The organism is Kitasatospora sp. NPDC087271, assembly GCF_044744605.1.
GTDB lineage: Bacteria > Actinomycetota > Actinomycetes > Streptomycetales > Streptomycetaceae > Kitasatospora.
This window is the reverse complement of record NZ_JBIUYQ010000003.1, coordinates 331,126-349,927: the sequence shown is the minus strand read 5'-3', so window position 1 is coordinate 349,927 and position 18,802 is coordinate 331,126. Positions and strand designations below refer to the sequence as shown.

Annotated in this window: 16 protein-coding genes and 2 pseudogenes; 9 read left to right on the top strand and 9 right to left on the bottom strand. The window is 72.6% G+C overall.

Features of this window, described 5'->3' with window-relative positions:
• Positions 1-44: 44 nt before the first annotated feature.
• Entirely contained in the window at positions 45-221 is a 177-nt protein-coding gene (locus ACIO9K_RS08055) for a hypothetical protein (protein WP_350876063.1), read from the bottom strand.
• 219 nt (positions 222-440) lie between these two features.
• On the opposite strand from ACIO9K_RS08055, the gene lxmK reads away from it, so the two are divergent.
• The 6 genes from lxmK to ACIO9K_RS08025 all read left to right on the top strand — a co-directional run bounded on the left by lxmK (position 441) and on the right by ACIO9K_RS08025 (position 7,695).
• The gene (gene lxmK / locus ACIO9K_RS08050) at positions 441-1,637 is read left to right on the top strand and encodes a class V lanthionine synthetase subunit LxmK (protein WP_400327856.1); all 1,197 of its coding nucleotides are present in this window, start codon (positions 441-443) and stop codon (positions 1,635-1,637) included.
• Positions 1,634-2,671 (top strand): T3SS effector HopA1 family protein, encoded by a 1,038-nt coding sequence (locus ACIO9K_RS08045; protein ID WP_400327854.1) that lies wholly within the window; start codon positions 1,634-1,636, stop codon positions 2,669-2,671. The genes lxmK and ACIO9K_RS08045 overlap by 4 nt, the downstream gene beginning before the upstream one ends.
• Before the next feature lie 5 nt (positions 2,672-2,676).
• Positions 2,677-3,690 carry an LLM class flavin-dependent oxidoreductase gene (locus ACIO9K_RS08040; RefSeq protein WP_400327852.1) on the top strand — a complete coding sequence of 338 codons (1,014 nt, stop codon included), beginning with the start codon at positions 2,677-2,679 and terminating at the stop codon, positions 3,688-3,690.
• Positions 3,691-4,014: 324 nt separating this feature from the next.
• Complete coding sequence (locus ACIO9K_RS08035) at positions 4,015-4,710, top strand: alpha/beta hydrolase (protein WP_400327850.1); 696 nt, start codon at positions 4,015-4,017, stop codon at positions 4,708-4,710.
• A gap of 205 nt (positions 4,711-4,915) precedes the next feature.
• Complete coding sequence (locus tag ACIO9K_RS08030; RefSeq protein WP_400327848.1) at positions 4,916-6,310, top strand: alpha/beta fold hydrolase; 1,395 nt, start codon at positions 4,916-4,918, stop codon at positions 6,308-6,310.
• Between the two features lie 194 nt (positions 6,311-6,504).
• Complete coding sequence (locus ACIO9K_RS08025; RefSeq protein WP_400327846.1) at positions 6,505-7,695, top strand: alpha/beta hydrolase family protein; 1,191 nt, start codon at positions 6,505-6,507, stop codon at positions 7,693-7,695.
• Here ACIO9K_RS08025 and ACIO9K_RS08020 read toward each other — a convergent pair.
• The 3 genes and pseudogenes from ACIO9K_RS08020 to ACIO9K_RS08010 form a co-directional block, all read right to left on the bottom strand.
• A pseudogene (locus ACIO9K_RS08020) lies at positions 7,583-8,176 on the bottom strand (hypothetical protein); the annotation flags it as partial. The gene ACIO9K_RS08025 and the pseudogene ACIO9K_RS08020 sit on opposite strands and share 113 nt — an antisense overlap.
• A gap of 246 nt (positions 8,177-8,422) precedes the next feature.
• The gene (locus ACIO9K_RS08015; protein ID WP_400327844.1) at positions 8,423-9,250 is read right to left on the bottom strand and encodes a lipase family protein; all 828 of its coding nucleotides are present in this window, start codon (positions 9,248-9,250) and stop codon (positions 8,423-8,425) included.
• Between the two features lie 194 nt (positions 9,251-9,444).
• On the bottom strand, positions 9,445-10,323 hold the full coding sequence (locus tag ACIO9K_RS08010) for an oxidoreductase (RefSeq protein ID WP_363622177.1): 879 nt from the start codon (positions 10,321-10,323) through the stop codon (positions 9,445-9,447).
• Positions 10,324-10,701: 378 nt separating this feature from the next.
• Between ACIO9K_RS08010 and ACIO9K_RS08005 the strand changes: the two genes are divergently transcribed.
• Positions 10,702-11,457 carry an SDR family oxidoreductase gene (locus tag ACIO9K_RS08005; protein WP_363581045.1) on the top strand — a complete coding sequence of 252 codons (756 nt, stop codon included), beginning with the start codon at positions 10,702-10,704 and terminating at the stop codon, positions 11,455-11,457.
• Positions 11,458-11,647: 190 nt separating this feature from the next.
• On the opposite strand, the gene ACIO9K_RS08000 is transcribed toward ACIO9K_RS08005, so the two are convergent.
• The 3 genes from ACIO9K_RS08000 to ACIO9K_RS07990 form a co-directional block, all read right to left on the bottom strand.
• Positions 11,648-12,502, bottom strand: a complete 855-nt coding sequence (locus tag ACIO9K_RS08000; RefSeq protein ID WP_400327841.1) for a PIG-L family deacetylase — start codon at positions 12,500-12,502, stop codon at positions 11,648-11,650.
• 177 nt (positions 12,503-12,679) lie between these two features.
• Positions 12,680-13,540 carry a hypothetical protein gene (locus tag ACIO9K_RS07995; protein WP_400327839.1) on the bottom strand — a complete coding sequence of 287 codons (861 nt, stop codon included), beginning with the start codon at positions 13,538-13,540 and terminating at the stop codon, positions 12,680-12,682.
• Positions 13,541-13,801: 261 nt separating this feature from the next.
• Positions 13,802-14,878 (bottom strand): Lrp/AsnC family transcriptional regulator, encoded by a 1,077-nt coding sequence (locus ACIO9K_RS07990; RefSeq protein WP_400327837.1) that lies wholly within the window; start codon positions 14,876-14,878, stop codon positions 13,802-13,804.
• A 150-nt stretch (positions 14,879-15,028) separates the two neighbouring features.
• Between ACIO9K_RS07990 and ACIO9K_RS07985 the strand changes: the two genes are divergently transcribed.
• Together ACIO9K_RS07985 and ACIO9K_RS07980 are read left to right on the top strand one after the other, a co-directional pair.
• Complete coding sequence (locus ACIO9K_RS07985; RefSeq protein WP_400327835.1) at positions 15,029-16,213, top strand: M20 family metallopeptidase; 1,185 nt, start codon at positions 15,029-15,031, stop codon at positions 16,211-16,213.
• 56 nt (positions 16,214-16,269) lie between these two features.
• Positions 16,270-16,596 (top strand): nuclear transport factor 2 family protein, encoded by a 327-nt coding sequence (locus tag ACIO9K_RS07980; protein WP_363622167.1) that lies wholly within the window; start codon positions 16,270-16,272, stop codon positions 16,594-16,596.
• A 73-nt stretch (positions 16,597-16,669) separates the two neighbouring features.
• Here the strand turns inward: ACIO9K_RS07980 and ACIO9K_RS07975 are convergent, their stop codons facing one another.
• Both ACIO9K_RS07975 and ACIO9K_RS07970 read right to left on the bottom strand, forming a co-directional pair.
• Positions 16,670-17,341, bottom strand: a complete 672-nt coding sequence (locus ACIO9K_RS07975) for a hypothetical protein (RefSeq protein WP_400327833.1) — start codon at positions 17,339-17,341, stop codon at positions 16,670-16,672.
• A gap of 481 nt (positions 17,342-17,822) precedes the next feature.
• Positions 17,823-18,589 (bottom strand): annotated as a pseudogene (locus ACIO9K_RS07970) (IS6 family transposase).
• Positions 18,590-18,802: the final 213 nt, after the last annotated feature.

The following is an 18,802-nucleotide window of genomic DNA, read 5'->3' as shown; positions in this document are numbered from 1 at the left end:
TCGAACTCCCTTGAGATGGAAGGGAAATCAGGTCTGCGAGCGGATCACAGCTGGGTGGCGATGGAGACCACCACCAGGGAGATCGCCTCGGTCCACGGGGTGACCGTGAGGACCGGGGTGAACTCCAACTCGGCCGTGATGCCGGTGCTGGCGAGCTCCTCGATCGCCGCGTTCGGGGTGGTGTAGGCGGCGTAGCCGCCCATCAGGTCAGCAGAGCTCATGGTCATCCTCTCGACTCGTCGGATTCGAGCTCGGATCGGGCCCGGATTCGGCTTCGGATTTAGGGCGAGGAGCGGGTTCCTCGACCGCCCCCAGCAGACCAGGCGTTCGATGCCGGTGCCCAGTAGCAGGAAAGTGGGGGCATCCTGCCCCTTGCCCGCCCTGGCATGACAGGATCCTGCCCGTGGTGACCGCCGGTCGGGATCCCTAGCGTGGCCGCCATGGCAGCGACAGTCTCGACCCCACCGGCCACGCCGGCAGCCGACCGGGCCGGCCCCGGCCGCACCCCGGGCCTCTTCGAGTACGCGCCCGAAGTGCCGCTGGCACTGGCCGCGTTGGGCTTCGCCCCGTTGGACCCGGACAGCCTGGTGAGCCATCTCGGCCGCAATGACTCGTGGGCGGGACGCACCACGGACGGCACCGGCGTCTTCATCAAACGGCTCGACGGCCACGCTCCCGACGGAACCGACCGCTACGACCGCTCCTGCGCCTTCGAGTCGGCCCGGACCGGGGCCGGCGCGCTCTCCTGGGAGTCGCCGGCGCTGCTCGGCGGCGATCGGAAGCGGTTGGTGCTGGTCTTCGACCTGCTGGCGGACGCCGTCACCGGGAACACCCTCGCCGACGAGCACGGCTTCGACACCGGACTCGCCCGGCGGGCCGGCCGGGCGCTCGCCGAGTTGCACGGCTTCCCGACGGCCGGCGTCCGACCCAAGCCCCGCCCCGGCACGCGCACCGGCCACCGGCTGGCCGCGCTGACCGTGGCCGAGTACACCGCGAGCAGCGGCGCCGAACTGGCGCTCTGGGGCCTGCTCCAGCAGGACCGCCGGCTGCACGGCGCCCTGCGCGCGCTGGACGCCCGCTCGGCCGCCGCCGACCACCGTCCGGTCCACGGCGACCTGCGGCTGGACCAGTTCCTGCTCTGCGACGGCACGCTCCAGCTGACCGACTGGGAGGAGTTCCAGCTCGCCGACCCGGCGATCGACCTCGGCGGCTTCGTCGGGCAGTGGCTGTACCGGGCGGCGAGCCGGATGTTCACCGGCGTCGACACCGACGAGGTCGAGACCGACCCCGAGGTCGACGCGACCGACCGTGACCCCGGCCCCGACCTCACGGACGGCGGCCGACCCGCCGACGCCCACGGCACCCTCATGCGCAGCGGAGAGCGCGAACTGGCCGCCGTCCTCCCGGTGATCGGCGCCTTCTGGCAGGGCTACCGGCAGCACGCCGACCGGCTCGATCCCGAACTCGCCGAGCGGGTGGTCGGGTACGCCGGCTGGCACCTCTTCGACCGCACCATGGCCACCGCCGGCGTCCGGCCCACCCTGAGCGCGGTTCAGCGCGGCATCGCCGGTGTGGGACGCGGGGCACTGCTCGCCCCGGACCGGTTCATCGAGGCGATCGGGCTGGTGGCGTCATGACGTACGTGTCCGAGCAGCTCGCGGCCGCACTCACCGGCATCGATCTCACCGAGTACCCGCAGGCCGTCACGGTGGACGGCCGCCGCATCAGCGCCGACTCGCCGCGCGGCCTGCGGATCGCCCTGGGCACGGCGCTCTACGAGCAGTGGCACGCCGGCCTCGACCGGTCGCGCCTCGACCGATCCAGCACCGCCACCCGACTGCCCCGCCGTGACGTGGAGTTCGAGCGGCAGCTGATCTCGGCGACACCGCACGCGGACACGCTCGCCCCCGCCCGCCTGCGCGCCGCCGTCCCGACCGGGGCCGAGGCCGCAGCCGCAGCCGGGGCCGGGGCCGGGGCTGCGCCCGGGGCCGGAACCGGGGGCGCCGCCGCGGAGTTCACGGTCGAGCTGGGCGGCGTGACGGTCCGCGTCCCGGCCGCCGCCGTCCGGAGCGACGGCCCGCGACGGGCGGACACGTCCGTGACCGTCGAGCTGCCTGCCGTCCGCCCCGCGCTGTCGCCCGGCTTCCTGCTGGTGGACGGGCCGCACGGCGGGCCGCACGAGGGCGAGTCGCTGCGGCGGCTCTACCTGCACGTCGAGGACCCCACCGCCGCGCCCGCACTCTGGGCGGCGCTGCTCCGGGAGCTGGCCGCCCGCTCGCTGCGCTACCGGGCCAAGGTGCTGTCCCGGCCCTGGTCGTACCCGCGTCGCGACGCGGTCGTGCTCTACCTCCCCCGCTCCCACGCCGACGAGTTGACGGCCTTGGCGGCGGCGCTGCGCGGCCTGCCCGGCCTCGGCACGCAGACCTCGGTCTTCGCCCGCCCCCTGGGGCCGGGCATCGCCACCGCCGACGAGCCCGGCGACACCAGGGCCGGGTGGCGCGGCCGGAGCTTCGGCCAGCACCGGGCGGCGGCGGTGGCCGAAGGAGTACTGCGACACGCGGCCGCCCCGGACGACCCGGCCGGATCAGGCGGACCGTTGCTCGCCGCCTCCGTCGCCCGATCGCTGCGCGACGCGGCCACCGACCCCACCGACCCCTCGCGGAACGGCTGAGCGGCATGCGGATCTCCGTCCTCTTCCCGCACGCCCTCCGCGACCGGGCCGACCTCACCGCGCTGACGGCGCTGGCCTCGCTGGTGGGCACCGGCGCGGCCGACCGGCTCTGGCTCGGGCAGTCCCTGGCGGTGGAGAGCCACCAGGCGCTGGCCTGGCTGGCCGGTACGGGGCAGCGGATCCCGGTCGGGCTCTCGGTCACGCTGACTGCTCTGCGACACCCCTTCGAGGCGGCCGCCCAGGCCCAGTCCCTGGCCGTGCTCACCGGACACCGGCCGGTGATCGGCTACGGCGCGGGCGAACCCTCGCTCGTCGGCGGCCTGCTGGGCGCCCCCTACGCCCGGCCGGCCGAGGCCGTGGCGGACTACGTCGGCGCCGTCCGCGCGCTGCTGGACGACCGGTCGGCCGGGCCGCCCGCACCGGCCCTCGGGTCCGCCGCGCCCGGGCTCCGACTCCCGCACGGGGAGCACCCGCCGGCGGTCGAGCTGGGCGCGGGCGTCCTGCGACCCGCCATGGCCCGTGCGGCCGGGCGGGTCGCGGACGTCGCGATCACCTGGATGACCCCGCCCCGGTACGTGGCCGAGGTCCTCGTCCCCGCCCTGACCGAAGGCGCAGCGACGACGGGCCGGATGGCGGCCCCGCCGAGACCAGCGACCCCGCCGAGAGTGGTGACCGTGGTGCACGCCGCCGTCGCCCGGCCGGGCCGCCACCCGATGGTGCTGGCCCAGCACGGCGCCGGCCGGCACCTGGGCGCGCCGCACTACGCCGACATGCTCCGCCGCGCGGGCCTGCACCTGGACACCCGCGACCCGGTGGCCGGCGCCCGCGAACTCGTCGAGTCCGGTGTCTTCCTCTACGGCACACCCGACCAGCTGGCGACCGAGCTCGCCGCCTACGGGACGGCCGGAGTCGACGAGGTGGTCCTGAACCCCGCCGGCGTGGTGCTGGCCCACAGCTGGGACGCCGCGCTCGCGGACCTCACCGAACTCCTCACCCACCTGGCAGCACGGGCCGGCTGAGCTCGACTCTGCTGGCGATCCGGGACGATCGGGCCCGAGTACCAATGGTGTGCCAGGACTTCGGCCGGTGGATGTCGGTCCGATCCAGAGAGGTCCGGAAGGCGGTCGGTGATCTCGGCGAACGGGCTTTCTCGGTGACCGACCGGCCGCTGAAGCGTTCGACGTCCATGGCGATGGCCGTGAGGACGTGTCGCGGGTGAGGTCCGCGTCGTGTTCGGGATCACCGAAGTGGAAGTCGGCTCAGGTGATGGCGCGGACGCGTCTACCGTTGATCGAAAGGCAGCCCGGACGGCCCGGACAGCCCAGGCGGACGCGGAGGCAACGATGAGGGTGGTGTTCGTGCACGGGGCGTGTGTGCGGGACGGGTCGTGGTGGTGGCACCGCACCGCCGGGCTGCTGCAGGAGCACGGGGTGCTGAGCGTGGCCCCGGCGCTACCGAGCTGCGGTGAGGCGGGCCCGCCCGGCGGCGTCGGCGGTCCGGGGCTGCCCGAGGACGTTGCCGCGGTGCGCCAGGTGCTGCAGGCCGGCGACGAGCGGACCGTCGTGGTCGCCCACAGCTACGGCGGTATCGTCACCGCGGAAGCCGCCGCGGGAATCGGTTCGGTGCACCACCTGCTACTGGTCTCCAGCTACCTGCCCGAGGTCGGGCAGAGCCTGTCGGACTTCGGGGACGGCGGCCCCGCCCCGTTCCTCGACGTCGACCCCGACGCCGGCACGTTCGGGGTCCGCCCCGAACTGCTCGTGGACACGTTCCTCCAGGACTGCGACCCCGAGGTCCAGGCACAGGCGGCGGACCACCTCGCCCGTCAGAGCGTGCGGGTGACCGGGCAGCCGGTCGGGGCGGCCGCATGGCAGCAGTCGCCGTCGACGTACCTCGTCTGCGCTCAGGACCGGGGCACCCCGCCGCGACTGCAGCGCGAGTTCGCCCGCCGGGCCGGCGGCGTCGTCGAGCTCGACGCCGGCCACCACCCGTTCCTGTCCCAGCCCGCAGCGATCCGGGACCTGCTGCTGAGCCTGTGACGGCCGTGACATTCACGGAATCGCGGCCAACCGCCTTCAGGGAGCGTCGTCACCGTGGGTTCCGGCTGCCTTTCAGGGCCATTCGGGTCCTGGCGGTCCGTTCCGGGTCGAATCCGGCCCGAACGCTCGCCATCGAAGTGCCGCGGGGCGCAGGCTACTTCCGTGACCGCGTCGGCCCGGGCGCGGCGCGAGCGGAAGGACGAACATGACGAGCAAGCGCGGCCGTATCGCCGCTCTGCTGGGCGCCGCCGCGGTGGCCGCCGGGACCACCCTGGCCACCCCCGCAGTCGGCTTCGCCGCCACGGCCGCGCCGGCCCGCGCCGGCGGGATCACCGGCCAGGCGCCCTGCCCGGACGCACCCGAGTTCACCTGCGGGACCCTCACCGTCCCGTTCGACCACAGCGGCGCCACCCCCGGCACCCTCGACCTCCAGGTGGCCGTCACCGGCAACACCACGGCCCCCAAGGGCGACCTGCTCTTCCTCACCGGCGGCCCCGGCCAGCCCGGCGTCCCGGCGATCAAGCGGATCGCGGGCAAGCTGGAACCCGTCCTCAAGGACTACCGCCTGGTGATGTACGACCAGCGCGGCACCGGCCGGGGCGCGCTCCAGTGCCCGGGCCTCCAGGAGGACATGGGCTCCTCCGACCTCGCCGCGCCGCGCAAGCAGTCGATCACCGACTGCGCCGCCGCCCTGGGCCCCGACGCCCGCCACTACAGCACCGCGGACACCGTCGCCGACATCGACCTGCTGCGCCGCGCGCTCGGCGACCGGCGCCTCACCCTGGACGGCGTCTCGTACGGCACCATCGTCGCCGAGCGGTACGCGCTCGCCCACCCGGCGCGCGTGGCCCGGCTGGTGCTCGACTCGGTGGCGCCGCAACAGGGTTTCGACCCCCTCGACCTGGCCGCGATGCCCGCGACCGCCCGGATCCTGCGGGCCGCCTGCCGGGCCACCGGCTGCACCACCGACCCGGCCGCCGACCTCGCCGCCACGGTTCGGCGGTACGGCAACGGGGCGCAGGTCCTGAGTGCGCTCACCGGCTACGAGTTCATCGACCCGGACTACGGCGGTGTCCCGGAGATCCTGCACGAGGCCGCCGCCGGGCAGCCCGCGAAGCTCCAGGACTTCTTCGACTTGGTCCACCAGCAGGTCGACGCCGCCCCGGCCGAGGAGCTCAGCCAGGGGCTGCACTCCGCCGCCCTGTGCGCCGACTCGCGCTTCCCGTGGGGCACCACCGACACGCCCGTCACGGGCCGCGCGGCGGCGCTGGAGCGCACCCGGCAGCGGTTGACGGCCGAGCAGACCTGGCCGTACGACCCGGCGACCGCGACCGGGCTCGGCAGCCTCCTGGTCTGCCTCGACTGGCCGCGCGAGCGGGTGCCGCCGGCACCGTCGGAGCACCGCAAGCTGCCGGACGTGCCGGTGCTGCTGCTCGGCGGCGACCGGGACCTGGCCACGCCGTACGAAGTGCTGTACCAGCAGGCGAAGTTGGCGCACGACCCGCAGATCGTGATCGTGCCCGGGGCGGCGCACTCGGTGCAGAACCGGGCGGCGAACCCGGCCGGACGGCAGGCGGTGTACGACTTCCTGCTGAAGTAGCGGGAGCCGTCGGCGGGCCGTTCCGCGCGGGGGACGGAACGGCCCGCCGCCTCGCCCCGTCCGGCCTGCTGCGCCGGCCCGTCCGCCTCCTCCGCTGGAATGCCCGGCCCTCCTCCGCTGGGATGCCCCATCCCCTTCCCCGTACTCCTCTGAGGGGATGTCAACTGCTGTGCCCGCGAACTAGCGTTGCCGGCATGACCAGAATCCGTCGGGCTGCCCTGGCCGCCGTGCTCACGCTCGTCCTGCCGCTGCCGATCATCGGGGCGGGTGCGGCGTTCGCCGCGCCCGGGCCCTCCGTCGCAGCCCCCTCCGCGGCCTCGGACAGGTACGGCGTCCACCTGGAGCTGCCCCGCCCGACGGGCCCGCACGCGATCGGACGCAGCACCCTGCACCTCGTCGACCAGCACCGCCGGGATCCCTGGGTGCCGGCCGCGGGTGCCCGGGAACTGATGGTGTCGACGTACTACCCGGCGCGGCCCGGGACCGGCGGACCGGCCCCCTACATGACCACCGAGGAGGCCCGGCTGCTGCTGCAGCAGACGGCTCCGGGCGGCGCCGTCCCGGCCGAGACGCTCGGCGGCACCCGCACCTACGCGCACGCCGACGCCCGGCCGGAGCGCGGCAGGTTCCCCCTGCTGGTGCTCTCGCCCGGCCTCACGCTGCCGCGCGCCACCCTCACCGGCCTCGCCGAGGACCTGGCCAGTCGCGGGTACGTCGTCGCGCTGGTCGACCACACCTACGAGTCCACCGGTGTGACCTTCCCCGACGGACGGACCCGCACCTGCGTCGTCTGCGACCAGACCCCCACCCTCGACGGCCTGGAGGCGATAGCCCGGAGCCGGGCCGAGGATCTCTCCTTCGTCGTCGATCAGTTGACCGACCGTCGCTCGCCGTGGCGGTACGCCGGCGTGGTCGACCCGCAACGGATCGGCATGGCCGGGCACTCCATCGGCGGTGACGCCGCCGCCGCGACCATGGCCGGCGACGACCGGGTACGAGCCGGGGTGAACATGGACGGCACCTTCTTCGCGCCGGTTCCCGCCACCGGCCTCCAGGGCCGCCCCTTCCTCATGTTCGGCACCCTGGCCAACCACAGCCCGGGCGGCGCGGACACCAGCTGGGACCGCGACTGGGCGCGCCTGGACGGCTGGAAGCGGTGGCTGACCATCGCCGGCTCCGACCACTCCAGCTTCACCGACCTGCCCGTCCTCTCCGCACAGTTGGGCGTGACCGGCCCCGCCGTGCCGATCCCGGCGCAGCGCGCGGAGGAGATCACCCGCGCCTACGTCGGGGCCTTCTTCGACCAGCACCTGCGCGGCATCCCGCAGCCGCTGCTCGACGGCCCGTCACCGGCCGACCCGGAGGTCGCCTTCCAGCACCCCTGATCCCGCCGTCGACCCCGCGCGGGGTCCCGGTAGGGGGCCGGTTCAGGCGGACGGTGCGGCGCAGGTCGCCCACCCAGGCGTCGGGGTTCTCCCAGGGGATGGAGTGGCCGCCGCGGTCGTGGGCGGGGGCCCACGGGTAGCGGTTGGCGTTGGCGTAGTAACGCATCGACGTGGCGATGGAGTTGTTCACCCAGTAGATTGTGACGTGGGTGAGCAGGTCGTCCTTGGTGAAGACGGATTCGACGTCTCCGTCGTTGTCGCTCCAGGCGTTCCAGCGCTCCAGCAGCCAGGCGAGCAGTCCGGCGGGGGAGTCGCTCAGCCCGTGGGCCAGGGTGGCGCCGTCGAGCGTGTGCACGGCGAGGTGGGACGCCGAGCGGTGGTCCAGCTCGATGGTGCGGGCGCGGACGTCGGCGGGCTGGTCGTCGGTGGGGGGCCGGTTCCGGGCGAAGTCCCAGGCGCGGGGGCCGGTGAAGAAGACGAGTTGTCCATCGACCCCGAACGGCTGATCAACTGGGGCACGAGCACGGGTGGTGACCCCGGTATCCGCGTGCGCCGGGTGTGCAGTGTCGGAGGCGGAATCCAGCTCCGGCAACGTCAGCACCGCACCGACCGGTACGGCGGAGCCGTTGAGCTTCTCCTTGACGTCCCAGCGGGGTGAAGCGGCGCGAACGCTGTTGAGCCACCTGGTCGCGCCGGAGCCACCCGGCCGGCCCGGGGTGTTCTGCGATCAGGCGGTCGTGGCGAGGTTCTTCTCGAACGCGGCGAGGTAGTTGCGCAGGTGGTGGTCCTTGATGCCGTCGGTCTCGGGGGCGAACATGTCCTGGCGGTAGCCCTTCGCCCGGTCCTTCAATCCGGCGATGAGCGGCATGGCCTCGTGGAGCCCTCCGTCGGCGTCGAAGTAGCGGAGTGCGCTGACGTGGGTGAAGGTCGGCTCGGGCGGGAGCTGGGGGACGATGTCGTTGTTGTTGACGAAGCGGTAGCAGCGGTCCCGGAGAGCCGTGTTGTGGGCGGCGGCGAGAAGCCGTTCACAGGTGCGGGGCTGGCCGAAGGTGTAGACGCCGTCGGGGAGTTGGCGAGGCTCCTCGAAGTACCAGCAGGCGCCGGCCAGCATGGCGAGGGCGCCGCCGAGGCTGTGGCCGGTGAACCAGACGCTCTGCCCGTTGGTGCGCAGTCCCTGGATGGTGTCGCGGATCTCGGGGTAGACGGACCGCAGGGCCTGGTGGAAGCCGTAGTGGACGAAGCCCTTGTTCGCCGGTCCGGGAACGGGCGGGGTGCTGACGTCGGTGAGCCAGTCGTAGATCTTCAGGACCTCGGTGCCCCGGAAACCGGTGACGATCATGCGGTCGCTGGCCATCGTGTAGGCCTGGGTGTCCTCGATCAGGAACGGCATCTGGTGCGTCGACTCGAAGTGCCGCACCTCGTCGAAGCCCCAGGCGTGGGCTTTGTCCTCGATGCCGGCCCGGTCCAGCACGGCCAGTCCGGCGGCCTGCGCCATCCAGTAGGCGTGGGGGAGGGAATAGCGGGTCGTCGAGTGGTCCAGAGCGGGGATGGCCATCGGTGTCCTCCGGGTAGCGGCCAGCGGGTCGCCCAGCAACCTAGCGCCGCACGCGAACGGAGGGGAGCCGGAAGCGCGGAAGGCCACCCGGACGGGCGCAACCGCGGCGGAACCCGGATCCGGGCGGGCGGTGAGGGAACCGCCGCAGGACGCGGGCGCCCGGCAATGGTCGAGGTTGAGGACCACGGTGAGGACTACCGCGTTCTCGCCGAGCCGATGGTGTCGAGTTCGGCGACCGCGTCGGCGGGCAGCACCAGGTCGGCCGCGGCGGTGTTCTCGCGCAGGTGGGCGATGGAGGAGGTGCCGGGGATCAGGACGGTGGTGGCCGAGCGCTGCAACAGCCAGGCCAGTGCCACCTGTTGCGGGGAGGCGTCGAGGCGGGCGGCGACATCGTTGAGCACCTGGGACTGGAGCGGGCTGAAGCCGCCCAAGGGGAAGAACGAGGCGAAGGCGATGTTCTGGTCCGCGCAGCGGTCCACGAGTGTGTCGTCCTGCCGGTTGGCCAGGTTGTAGAGGTTCTGCACGGTGACGACCGGGGCGATGGCCTGCGCCTCGGTGAGCTGGGCGTCGGAGACGCCGCTGATGCCCAGGTGGCGGATCAGCCCCTGACGGCGCAGGTCGGCCAAGGCGCCGAACCGCTCGGCGATGGGCGCGTCGGAGATGTTTTCCACCGAGTCCAGGCGCAGGTTGACGACGTCCAGGGCCTCCAGGCCGAGGTGCCGGAGGTTGTCGTGGACCTGGGCCTTGAGGTCCGCGGGTTCCTGCGAGGGGATCCAGTCGCCGGTCTCGTTGCGGCGGGCGCCGACCTTGGTGACGATGTGCAGTCCGGCCGGGTAGGGGTGCAGGGCTTCCTTGATGAGTTCGTTGACGACGAACGGCCCGTAGTAGTCGCTGGTGTCGATGTGGGTGATGCCCAGCTCGACGGCTTCGCGCAGGACCGCCAAGGCCTGGTCGCGGTCCTCGGGGGGACCGAGGACGCCGGGGCCGGCCAACTGCATGGCGCCGTAGCCCATCCGGCTGAGGGTGAGGTCGGGGGCCAGGGTGAGGGTGCCGCCGGGAGCGCTGCTGGTCATGTCGTGCCTTTCGCCGGTTTCGCTGAGGCCGGGGGCGACGAATCGGATGTTCGTGGACAGCCCGGCGTGATTCCTAACTCTGGGGGAGCGGGGGTGGGCGGGGCGGCACCCCGGTGTTCCTGGGCGTGGCAGGGACACCCGCCCGTGGCGTGATGCGGGCCGGCACCATGCCGTGGGCCTTTTCCCGGTGCGCGGTGGTGAGTGCCGATCGCCACGGGCGCAAGCCGCGGGACTCGACATGCGGGCCCTGGCACGCCGCCATAGCGTGAGCGTGGTGGTGGCGGCGAGACGCCGGGCACACCCGTCCGGGCCGGCGGGCCTGCCCGGCTTCCCCTCCCCTTCCCTCCCCTTCCTCCGGCTCCCGATGAGGAGAGTTCCATGCCCGGCCATACGCTCAAGGACAAGGTCGTCGTCATCGCAGGCGCATCGAAGAACCTCGGCAGCCTCATCGCCAAGGAGTGCGCCCGGGACGGCGCCAGGATCGTTGTGCACTACAACAGCGATTCCTCCCGCGACAAGGCCGAGCAGACGGCCGCCGACGTGAAGAAGCTCGGCGGCGACGCCATCGTCCATCAGGGCGACCTGAGCGGGGTCGCCGAGGTGGAGACGCTGTTCGACACCGCGGTGCGTGCTTTCGGCAAGGTCGATTGCATGGTCAACACGGCCGGCATGGTCATCAAGAAGCCCATGACGGAGACCACGGAGGAAGAGTTCGACAGGATGTTCGCCGTCAACACCAAGGCGGCGTACTTCATGATGCGCGAGGCGGCCAAGCGTCTGGAGGACGGCGGGAAGATCGTCACGATCGTGACCTCGCTGCTGGCCGCCTACACCGGCCTGTACTCCGTCTACGCCGGTAGCAAGTCCCCCGTCGAGCACTTCACCCGCGCCCTGTCCAAGGAACTGTTCGGCCGCAACATCTCCGTCAACAACGTCGCCCCCGGTCCGATGGACACCTCGTTCTTCTACCCGGCCGAGACCGACGACTCCGTCGCCTACCACAAGTCGTCCTCCATGAACGGGGAGCTCACCAGGATCGAGGACATCGCCCCGCTCGTGAAGTTCCTGCTCACCGACGGCTGGTGGATCAACGGGCAGACCGTGTTCGCCAACGGCGGCTACACCACCCGCTGATCCGACGGCCCGCACCGGTTCGGTCACCGGCACGGGCACGGGTACCGGCAGCCAGGGCTCCGGTCCAGGTCTGGACCCTTGCCGACTGCCCCCGAGTGGAAGCGGCCACGCCCTTCCGGGCGTGGCCTGCATCGTTTCGTCCGGGGGCCCGGGCCTGCCCTGCGGCTCACCCTGCGGCTCAGCCTGCGGCTCAGCGCAGGCCGGTGAACAGGTCCTTCTCGGGCAGCGTCGCGCCGGTGGTGTCGAGGACCCGGACGAACGTCTCCACGCCCATCAGCTCGGTGAACCGCTCCCGGCCCATCTTCAGGAAGAAGATGTTCTCGCCCTGGCTGGCGTGCGCGAGCAGCGCGTCGTACTTCTGCCCGCCGAAGGCGGTGGCGTCCACCCAGGTGGTGATCTCCTCGTCGGGCAGCCCGATCGGGGGCAGCTCCACGGCCTCCCCGGTGGGCTCCGGGTTGTCCCCGTCGCCCCCGTCGTTCCCGTCGGCGCCGAACTCGCGCATGAGCTCGCCGAAGCGCTGCATCATCGAGTGCGGCGCCGTGGTCCAGTACACCTTGGGCGTCAGGGCGGCCTGGGTGAGGGCGGCCATGGTGATGCGGTTGGCCTGGATGTGGTCGGGGTGGCCGTAGAAGCCGTTCTCGTCGTAGGTCACGACGACGTCGGGCCGGTAGTGGAGCATCAGGTCGGCGAGCCGGGCGGCGCCGTCGGCGACGGGGGTGCTCCAGAACGATCCCGGGGCGTCGTTGGCTGGCCAGCCCATCATCCCGGAGTCGCCGTAGCCGAGCAGTTCGAGGTGGTCGACCCCGAGGACCCGGCAGCTGGCTTCGAGTTCCTGGCGGCGCAGTTCGGCGACGGCGGCGGGGTCGTGGCCCTCCTCGCCCGGCTTGGCACCGCCGGGGCCGTCGCCGCAGGCACCGTCGGTACAGGTGACGAGGACGGTGCGGATGCCCTCGGCGGCGTAGCGGGCGAGGACGCCGCCGGTCGAGGTGGCCTCGTCGTCGGGGTGGGCGTGCACTGCCATCAGCGTCAGGGGCCGGTCGGCCATGGGTGTCGTCCTCCGGTCGGTCGGGTGTGGTCCGCCTCCCAGTCTGCGCCAGCGCCTCGGGCGGCTCGGGCCCGGGGGTGGTCGAGGCCGCCGGGCAGGTCGGCGGGGTAATGCCGCCGGGCGGTGCGCTCGGCCTCCCGGCCGCCACGCGGGGCTTCCGGGGTGTGGCCGGCGAGGTCAGCCGGTGGTGCAGTTGCCGGGTCGGCAGTCGCGCCAGGGGCCCCAGGCGCCGCCCGGGGCCTGCTCGGAGATCTGGGCGAACCACGAGGAGGCGTTCCACATGTGCGCGACCACCGTCAACGTCCCGTCGGCCGACTCGGTGACGGAGGAGGGGGTGGCGACCCCGGACGGCAGCGGACCGGATCCCAGGGCGGTCCAGGAGCCCCAGACACCGGGGGCGCTCTGCTGGTTGACGTACAACTGCGGGCTGCTTGAGCCCTGGTAGACCTCGAAGAAGGCCAGCGTGCCGTCCGCCCGCTGGAAGGCCACCGGCGCCCCGAAGAACCTCGGCACGCCCGCCCCGGCGGGGCCGAAGGGCTCGGGTGCCGACCACGGCCCGTCCGGGCCGGCCTGGTGCATCCGGACCAGGACCGACGACTGGTACCCGATGGTGAACACCTCCAGGGCGCCGTCGGCGTCCGCGGCGGCGGTGAGCACCTGGTTCTGGAAGTTGAGGTTCATGCCGTTGACCTGGCTCCAAGCGCCGAACAGGCCGCCGGGGGCGGACTGCGTCTGGTACCAGATGGTCTGTCCGGTGGCGTAGTCGGTCGAGAAGACCGCGAACCGTGCCTGGGTGCCGTCGGGACGGGTGACCGTGGTGGACTGCCTCTCGGTGCCCGGGGGCGTGGTGGTGTCCCGGGGCCGGTCCGCCGTCGACGACGCGGTCGCCGGTGCCTGTACCGGGGCCGGTGCCTGGGTCCGTGCCTGGGTCCGTGCCTGGGCCTGGGCCTGGGCGGATGGTGCGAGGAGGCCGACTGCGCCGATGAGTGCGGCGCAGACGGTCGCCGCCGCCGTGCGTCGCCGTGCGCTCCTGGGCATGGTTGGTCCCTGCCTTCTGATCGGTCTGCGGGGCCCGGCGCCGGGCAGTGGCGCGGGCCGTCGGCCATCCTGCCCACCAGGGCGACCGGTACGGGCGCCTACACCCGGAAATGGCCGGAACACGCGGGCGGGCCGCCGGGCCTGCGCGAGGCGGCCCGCGGCCTGCGGCTCCTGGCGACGGCACGTTGCGGCGCCGACCGGTCCGAACGACTGAACGGCTGAACGGCTGAACGGCTGAACGGCTGAACGGCTGAACGGCCGTCAGGAGACCGGGACCGGGTCCCGCCAGATGTCCAGCGGAACGGCGCGGACCGCGCGTCCGTCCGCGTCGAGGATCCGGCCCATCCGCTTCACGGTGCGCAGCGACACGCGGCGCTCGGCCACCCGCAGGTCGGGGAACCTGCGGGCGAGAGCGGTTTCCAGCCGCTGGACGTCGGCGAGGGAGCGCTGCCAGACGGAGAGCAGGAGGTTGTGCGGGCCGGTGACGGACACGCACAGCCGGACCTCGGGGAGTCTGGCGAGCTGGGGTCCGACCTCGTCGAGCCGGTCCGGGGGGAGGTCGGCCCGGAAGGTCGCCAGGACCGGCCGGCCGGCGTCGCGGGCGGCGATCTCGCAGCGGAAGCGGATCGCGTCGGAGGCGGCCAGCCGGTCGAGGCGCCGGCGCAGCGTGGACGGGCTGAGCCCGGTGGCGGCGGCCAGCTCGGCTTGGCCGAGGCGGCCGTCGACGCCCAGTCTGATGAGCAACTCCCGGTCTTCTTGCCGGACTTCAGCTCGTGCGCCGGACGAATTCCCGTAGCCCGCCGGGTGATCGTCGTGCAGTTCCACGCGCTGGGCGGGGTCCAGCGAGTCCAGTCGCCAGCGGATCCCCTCGGCGTAGAAGCCGGTCGCCAGGTGGACGCGGACGGCGTTGACCCCGGGGAGCGGGCCGAGCCGTTCGGCGGTGTACCGGGAGACCATCGCCAGGTCGGTGAAGGCCACGGTGACGACGAGGTCGCAGCCCTGGGCGAGGTGCTCGATGCTCATCACGTGCGGGTCCTCGGCCAGTTCGTCGGCGATCTGCCGGAGCCGGTCGGGAGCGCAGTCGAGGTCGAGGTAGGCGACGCACCCGCGGTCCTCGGGGTGCGGCAGGCCGTAGGCGGTCACCCAGGCGATCCCGGCCTGGGAGAGCCGGTGCCAGCGGCGGGCGGCGGTGACCGGGCTGATCCCGAGCGTCTGGCCGAGCAGTGACCAGGGTGCGCGGGGCCGCAGTTGCAGTGCGTTCACCAGGGCGAGGTCCAGCTCGTCCACCGTCACCTCGGCGCCGGTGACCTCGGTGCCGGTGACCTCGGTGCCGGTCACTGCCGGCTGCCGGTGGATTCGTTCATCGAAGGGCCTCCTGGTGGCGTGATCCTGCGAAATCGCGGGCAAATCCCGCCGAGAGATCCAGAATCACGGAACAAGATCGCTCTGCACAAGTTCCCGCCACGCGCGGGATCGACGGAGGTGCCCGTGTCCCTGCACGACGACGCTCTCGCTCTGGCCCCGGACCTGGTCCGGCTGCGCCACGACCTGCACCGGTTCCCGGAGCTGGGACTGACCCTGCCGCGCACCCAGGAGCGGGTGCTGCGGGCCCTGGACGGACTGCCGCTGGAGGTGAGCCAGGGCTCCGCGCTGAGCTCGGTCACCGCGGTGCTGCGCGGCGGCCGACCGGGGCCGGCGGTGCTGCTGCGCGGCGACATGGACGGCCTGCCGGTCGCCGAGAAGGTCCCGCTGCCGTTCGCCGCGGACAACGGAGCCATGCACGCCTGCGGACACGATCTGCACACCACCATGCTCGCGGGTGCCGCACACCTGCTGGCCGCACGGCGGGAACAGCTCCACGGGGACGTGGTCTTCATGTTCCAGCCGGGCGAGGAGGGGTGGGACGGAGCCGGAGCCATGCTGGCCGAGGGCGTCCTCGACGCGGCAGGCAGGCGCCCGGTCGCCGCCTACGCCCTGCACGTGTCGTCGGCCATGCGGCACGGGGAGTTCGGCTCCCGGCGCGGGCCGATCCTGGCCGCTTCCACTGCGCTGAACGTCACCGTCCACGGTGCGGGCGGCCACGGCTCGGTACCGCACCGGGCCAAGGACCCCATCCCGGCGGCCTGCGAGATGGTCACCGCCCTGCAGACCATGGTGACCCGCCGCTTCGACGTGTTCGATCCGGTGGTGGTCACCGTTGGGCTGATCCAGGCCGGCACCCAGCGCAACATCATCCCCGAGACCGCCTACTTCGAGGCGACCGTGCGCACCTTCTCCGCCGAGGCGCAGTCCAAGGCCGCCGACACCACGGTGGAGCTGGTCAAGGCCATCGCGGCCGCCCACGGCCTGCGGGCCGAGGTCGAGTACCTTCCCCAGTACCCGGTGACCGTGACCGACGGGGCCGAGACCGACTTCCTGGCGGACACCGTCCGGGAGGTCTTCGGCGAGGAGCGCTTCCAGTCGATGCCGAACCCGATGACCGGGTCGGAGGACTTCTCCCGGGTCCTGGACGCCGTGCCGGGATCGTTCGTGTGGCTCGGCGCCGCCCCGAAGGGGACCGACCCCGAGGACCTGCCGGTCAACCACTCGCCCTACGCGGAGTTCGACGACGCGGTGCTCCCCGACGGGGCCGCGCTCTACGCCGAACTCGCCACCCGCCGTCTCGCAGCCTGAGCCCGGCTGAACCCGTAATACGTAATTCGTACACCGAGGAAGGAACGATCAATCACATGACGGAACCGCGCGAGGTGGTCGAGCAGCAGCTCGCCGCCTACAACAGCCACGACATCGACGCCTTCGTCGCCACCTATGCCGAGGACGTCACGATCCACCGGGCCGACGGCACCCGACTTCAGGGCCGGCAGGCTCTGCGCGACAGGTACGCCGGACAGTTCGCCAAGGGCCGCTGCCGGGCGGAGATCGTGGGGCGGCTCAGCGAAGGCGACTGGGTGGTCGACCACGAAGTCGCCCACGGCCTGGCCGACGAGCCGGTCCGCGTCCTGGTGGCCTACCGGGTGCGCGAAGGCCTCATCGACCGCGTCGACTTCCTGGGCTGAACAGCGCAACAGCGCAGGCCCGTACGGTGGTCGCCGTCGTACGGCCGGTCCGCGCCCCGTCGGTGAACGGCCGTCAGAGGCCGGGGACGGCGTCCTTCGCGACGGTGTGCCAGTTGGTGACGATCGGCTTGTCGACCGGCGTGTCCCCGACGGGGATGCTGACCGGGTTGGGGTCGGCGTTGCCGATGCCCACGATGACGTCGGTGAACTGGACCGGCTGGTTGTCCTTGGTGGTCTTCGTCATGATGCCCGCGTACGCGACCTTGGCGCCGCTCAGGGTGATCGGTTCGCCGGTGGCCTGCTCGGCGTTGGCGGCCTCGATGCCGCGCGAGCCGAACGCGATGGTGGGGTGGGTGCCGGGGAGCGTGCAGGTGATGCCCGGCTTGGCCTTGGCCGTGATCAGGAGGTAGCCGCCGGCCTGGGACTCGGCCTTCGCGCCGAGGACCAGGTCGTTGGCGCCGCAGGCCTGGCCGTAGCCGCTCTTGTCGGCGGCGGGGGAGGAGGCCGCGGCGGGCGACTTCGGCGTGGAGGACGACTTCGGCGTGGAGGGCGACGTGGGCGCGGCGGCGGCCTTCGTCGGCGAGGCCCCGGTGGACGCGGGTGCGGCCCCGGTGGGCGCGGCGGCGGTGGCCGCGGGGCTGGCGGCGGTGGAGCCCGTGTCGCTGTTGTCCGGCCCGCAGGCCGTCGCGGTGGCGGCGAGCGCCGCGACGGCGGCGGCGGTGAGGGCGAGGCGGCGCGTGCGCATGAGGTCTCCCGATGTCGTTCGACCGGTGAGGTTCACCGGGTGTGATCACCGTAGGCGGGGGTCGTTCACAGGCAGGTGCGGGAAGTATCCCGATCCTGTCCCAGAAGCCGATGGGCCTTGTCCGCCGGACAGTTGACGGCTCACCCGCGCAGGGCGCCCGCGCCATGCCGTCGCCCCGGCGGGTGCCCTCACCCCCGGCGGGCCGAACCGCGTCCCCGACGCCGTGGTCGTCCGGTAGCCGCACCGCCCGGGCAGGCAGGGCCCCGCCTGCCCGGGAGGCAGTCTCAGACGCCGTCCTTGTGGCCGTTCGCGACGAGCAGCCGCTCCGTGCTCTTGTGGGCGGGGGCGGCCTCGGTGTTGCCGTCGTCGTGGAACATCCTGAGGTACTGGACGAGGGCGCTCACGCGGCGTTGTCACGTTGGTGGGGGCGTGGTCGCCTGCGGCTGGGTCAGGGCGTGCTGGGCCCGGTTCCGGGTCTGGTTCAGGCCGTGGCGGGCGGGGCGGCGGCGTGGGTGATCTGGTCCCAGATGGCGAACCGGATGATCATTTCGGTGCGGTGGCGGCCGGCTGTGAGGAGGTGGCGGCGGGGTCGGAAGTGGGGTGAGATGCCGCTGAACGCGGACAGGAACCGTTGGGCGGCGCCGGGTGAGCGGAAGTACTTCATGGCGCGTTCGCGTTGCCTGGTGGGTTGGTGGGAGTTCTCAGCCCGGTTGTTCAGGCCCTTGTGCGCGCGGTGTTCGACCGAGGCCATGAGCTCGCGGTGGGCGACGCCGTAGGAGCGGAGCTTGTCGGTGACCAGTACCCTCGGTACCCGACGCTGTTTCTTCATCAACTTGGACATGAAGCGCTTGGCGGCCTTCGCGTCCCGCCGGGACTGGACCAGGATGTCCAGGACGCTCCCGCGCTGGTCGACGGTGCGCCACAGATAGTGCCGCACCCCGTTGATCTTCATGAAGACCTCGTCGAGATGCCACTTGCCACCGGCCCGCGGCCGGCGCCCACGCAGCCCGTCGGCGTACGTCTGGCCGAACTTCAGGCACCAGCGGCGGATCGTCTCGTAGGAAACGATGACACGACGATGACACCGCGCTGGAGCATCAGCTCCTCGACCTCGCGGAAGCTCAGCGGGAAGCGGAAATACAGCCACACCGCATGGGAGATGATCTCCACCGGGTACCGGTGACCCCTGTACGACGGCGACCCGCTCTCCACGACAGACCACTCCCCGGCCAGACCAACGAAGATCATCTCACTCATCGGTCAACGTGACAGCACCGTGTCGAACGATCGGGTGGTCAGCCTGGGTGGCCGATGACCGGATTCTCACCACCCTCCGGCCGAATCCGGACGGGTGGGACACTTCGGCCAGCATGTTGACTGATTGTCATGTGTTCCCACATGGAACGTCGCGATACAAAGTGATCACCGGTGATCACCGATTGCACACCTGCACCCCACAAG

What these genes read in the sequence shown, in the direction of transcription:
- ACIO9K_RS08010 (WP_363622177.1), bottom strand. Translation starts at nt 10,323, where the DNA reads ATGACCAGCAGCGCTCCCGGCGGCACCCTCACCCTGGCCCCCGACCTC.
- ACIO9K_RS08040 (WP_400327852.1), top strand. Translation starts at nt 2,677, where the DNA reads ATGCGGATCTCCGTCCTCTTCCCGCACGCCCTCCGCGACCGGGCCGAC.
- ACIO9K_RS07975 (WP_400327833.1), bottom strand. Translation starts at nt 17,341, where the DNA reads ATGCGCACGCGCCGCCTCGCCCTCACCGCCGCCGCCGTCGCGGCGCTC.
- lxmK (WP_400327856.1), top strand. Translation starts at nt 441, where the DNA reads ATGGCAGCGACAGTCTCGACCCCACCGGCCACGCCGGCAGCCGACCGG.
- ACIO9K_RS08000 (WP_400327841.1), bottom strand. Translation starts at nt 12,502, where the DNA reads ATGGCCGACCGGCCCCTGACGCTGATGGCAGTGCACGCCCACCCCGAC.
- ACIO9K_RS08030 (WP_400327848.1), top strand. Translation starts at nt 4,916, where the DNA reads ATGACGAGCAAGCGCGGCCGTATCGCCGCTCTGCTGGGCGCCGCCGCG.
- ACIO9K_RS07980 (WP_363622167.1), top strand. Translation starts at nt 16,270, where the DNA reads ATGACGGAACCGCGCGAGGTGGTCGAGCAGCAGCTCGCCGCCTACAAC.
- ACIO9K_RS08055 (WP_350876063.1), bottom strand. Translation starts at nt 221, where the DNA reads ATGAGCTCTGCTGACCTGATGGGCGGCTACGCCGCCTACACCACCCCG.
- ACIO9K_RS08025 (WP_400327846.1), top strand. Translation starts at nt 6,505, where the DNA reads ATGACCAGAATCCGTCGGGCTGCCCTGGCCGCCGTGCTCACGCTCGTC.
- ACIO9K_RS08005 (WP_363581045.1), top strand. Translation starts at nt 10,702, where the DNA reads ATGCCCGGCCATACGCTCAAGGACAAGGTCGTCGTCATCGCAGGCGCA.
- ACIO9K_RS07995 (WP_400327839.1), bottom strand. Translation starts at nt 13,540, where the DNA reads ATGCCCAGGAGCGCACGGCGACGCACGGCGGCGGCGACCGTCTGCGCC.
- ACIO9K_RS08015 (WP_400327844.1), bottom strand. Translation starts at nt 9,250, where the DNA reads ATGGCCATCCCCGCTCTGGACCACTCGACGACCCGCTATTCCCTCCCC.
- ACIO9K_RS08035 (WP_400327850.1), top strand. Translation starts at nt 4,015, where the DNA reads ATGAGGGTGGTGTTCGTGCACGGGGCGTGTGTGCGGGACGGGTCGTGG.
- ACIO9K_RS08045 (WP_400327854.1), top strand. Translation starts at nt 1,634, where the DNA reads ATGACGTACGTGTCCGAGCAGCTCGCGGCCGCACTCACCGGCATCGAT.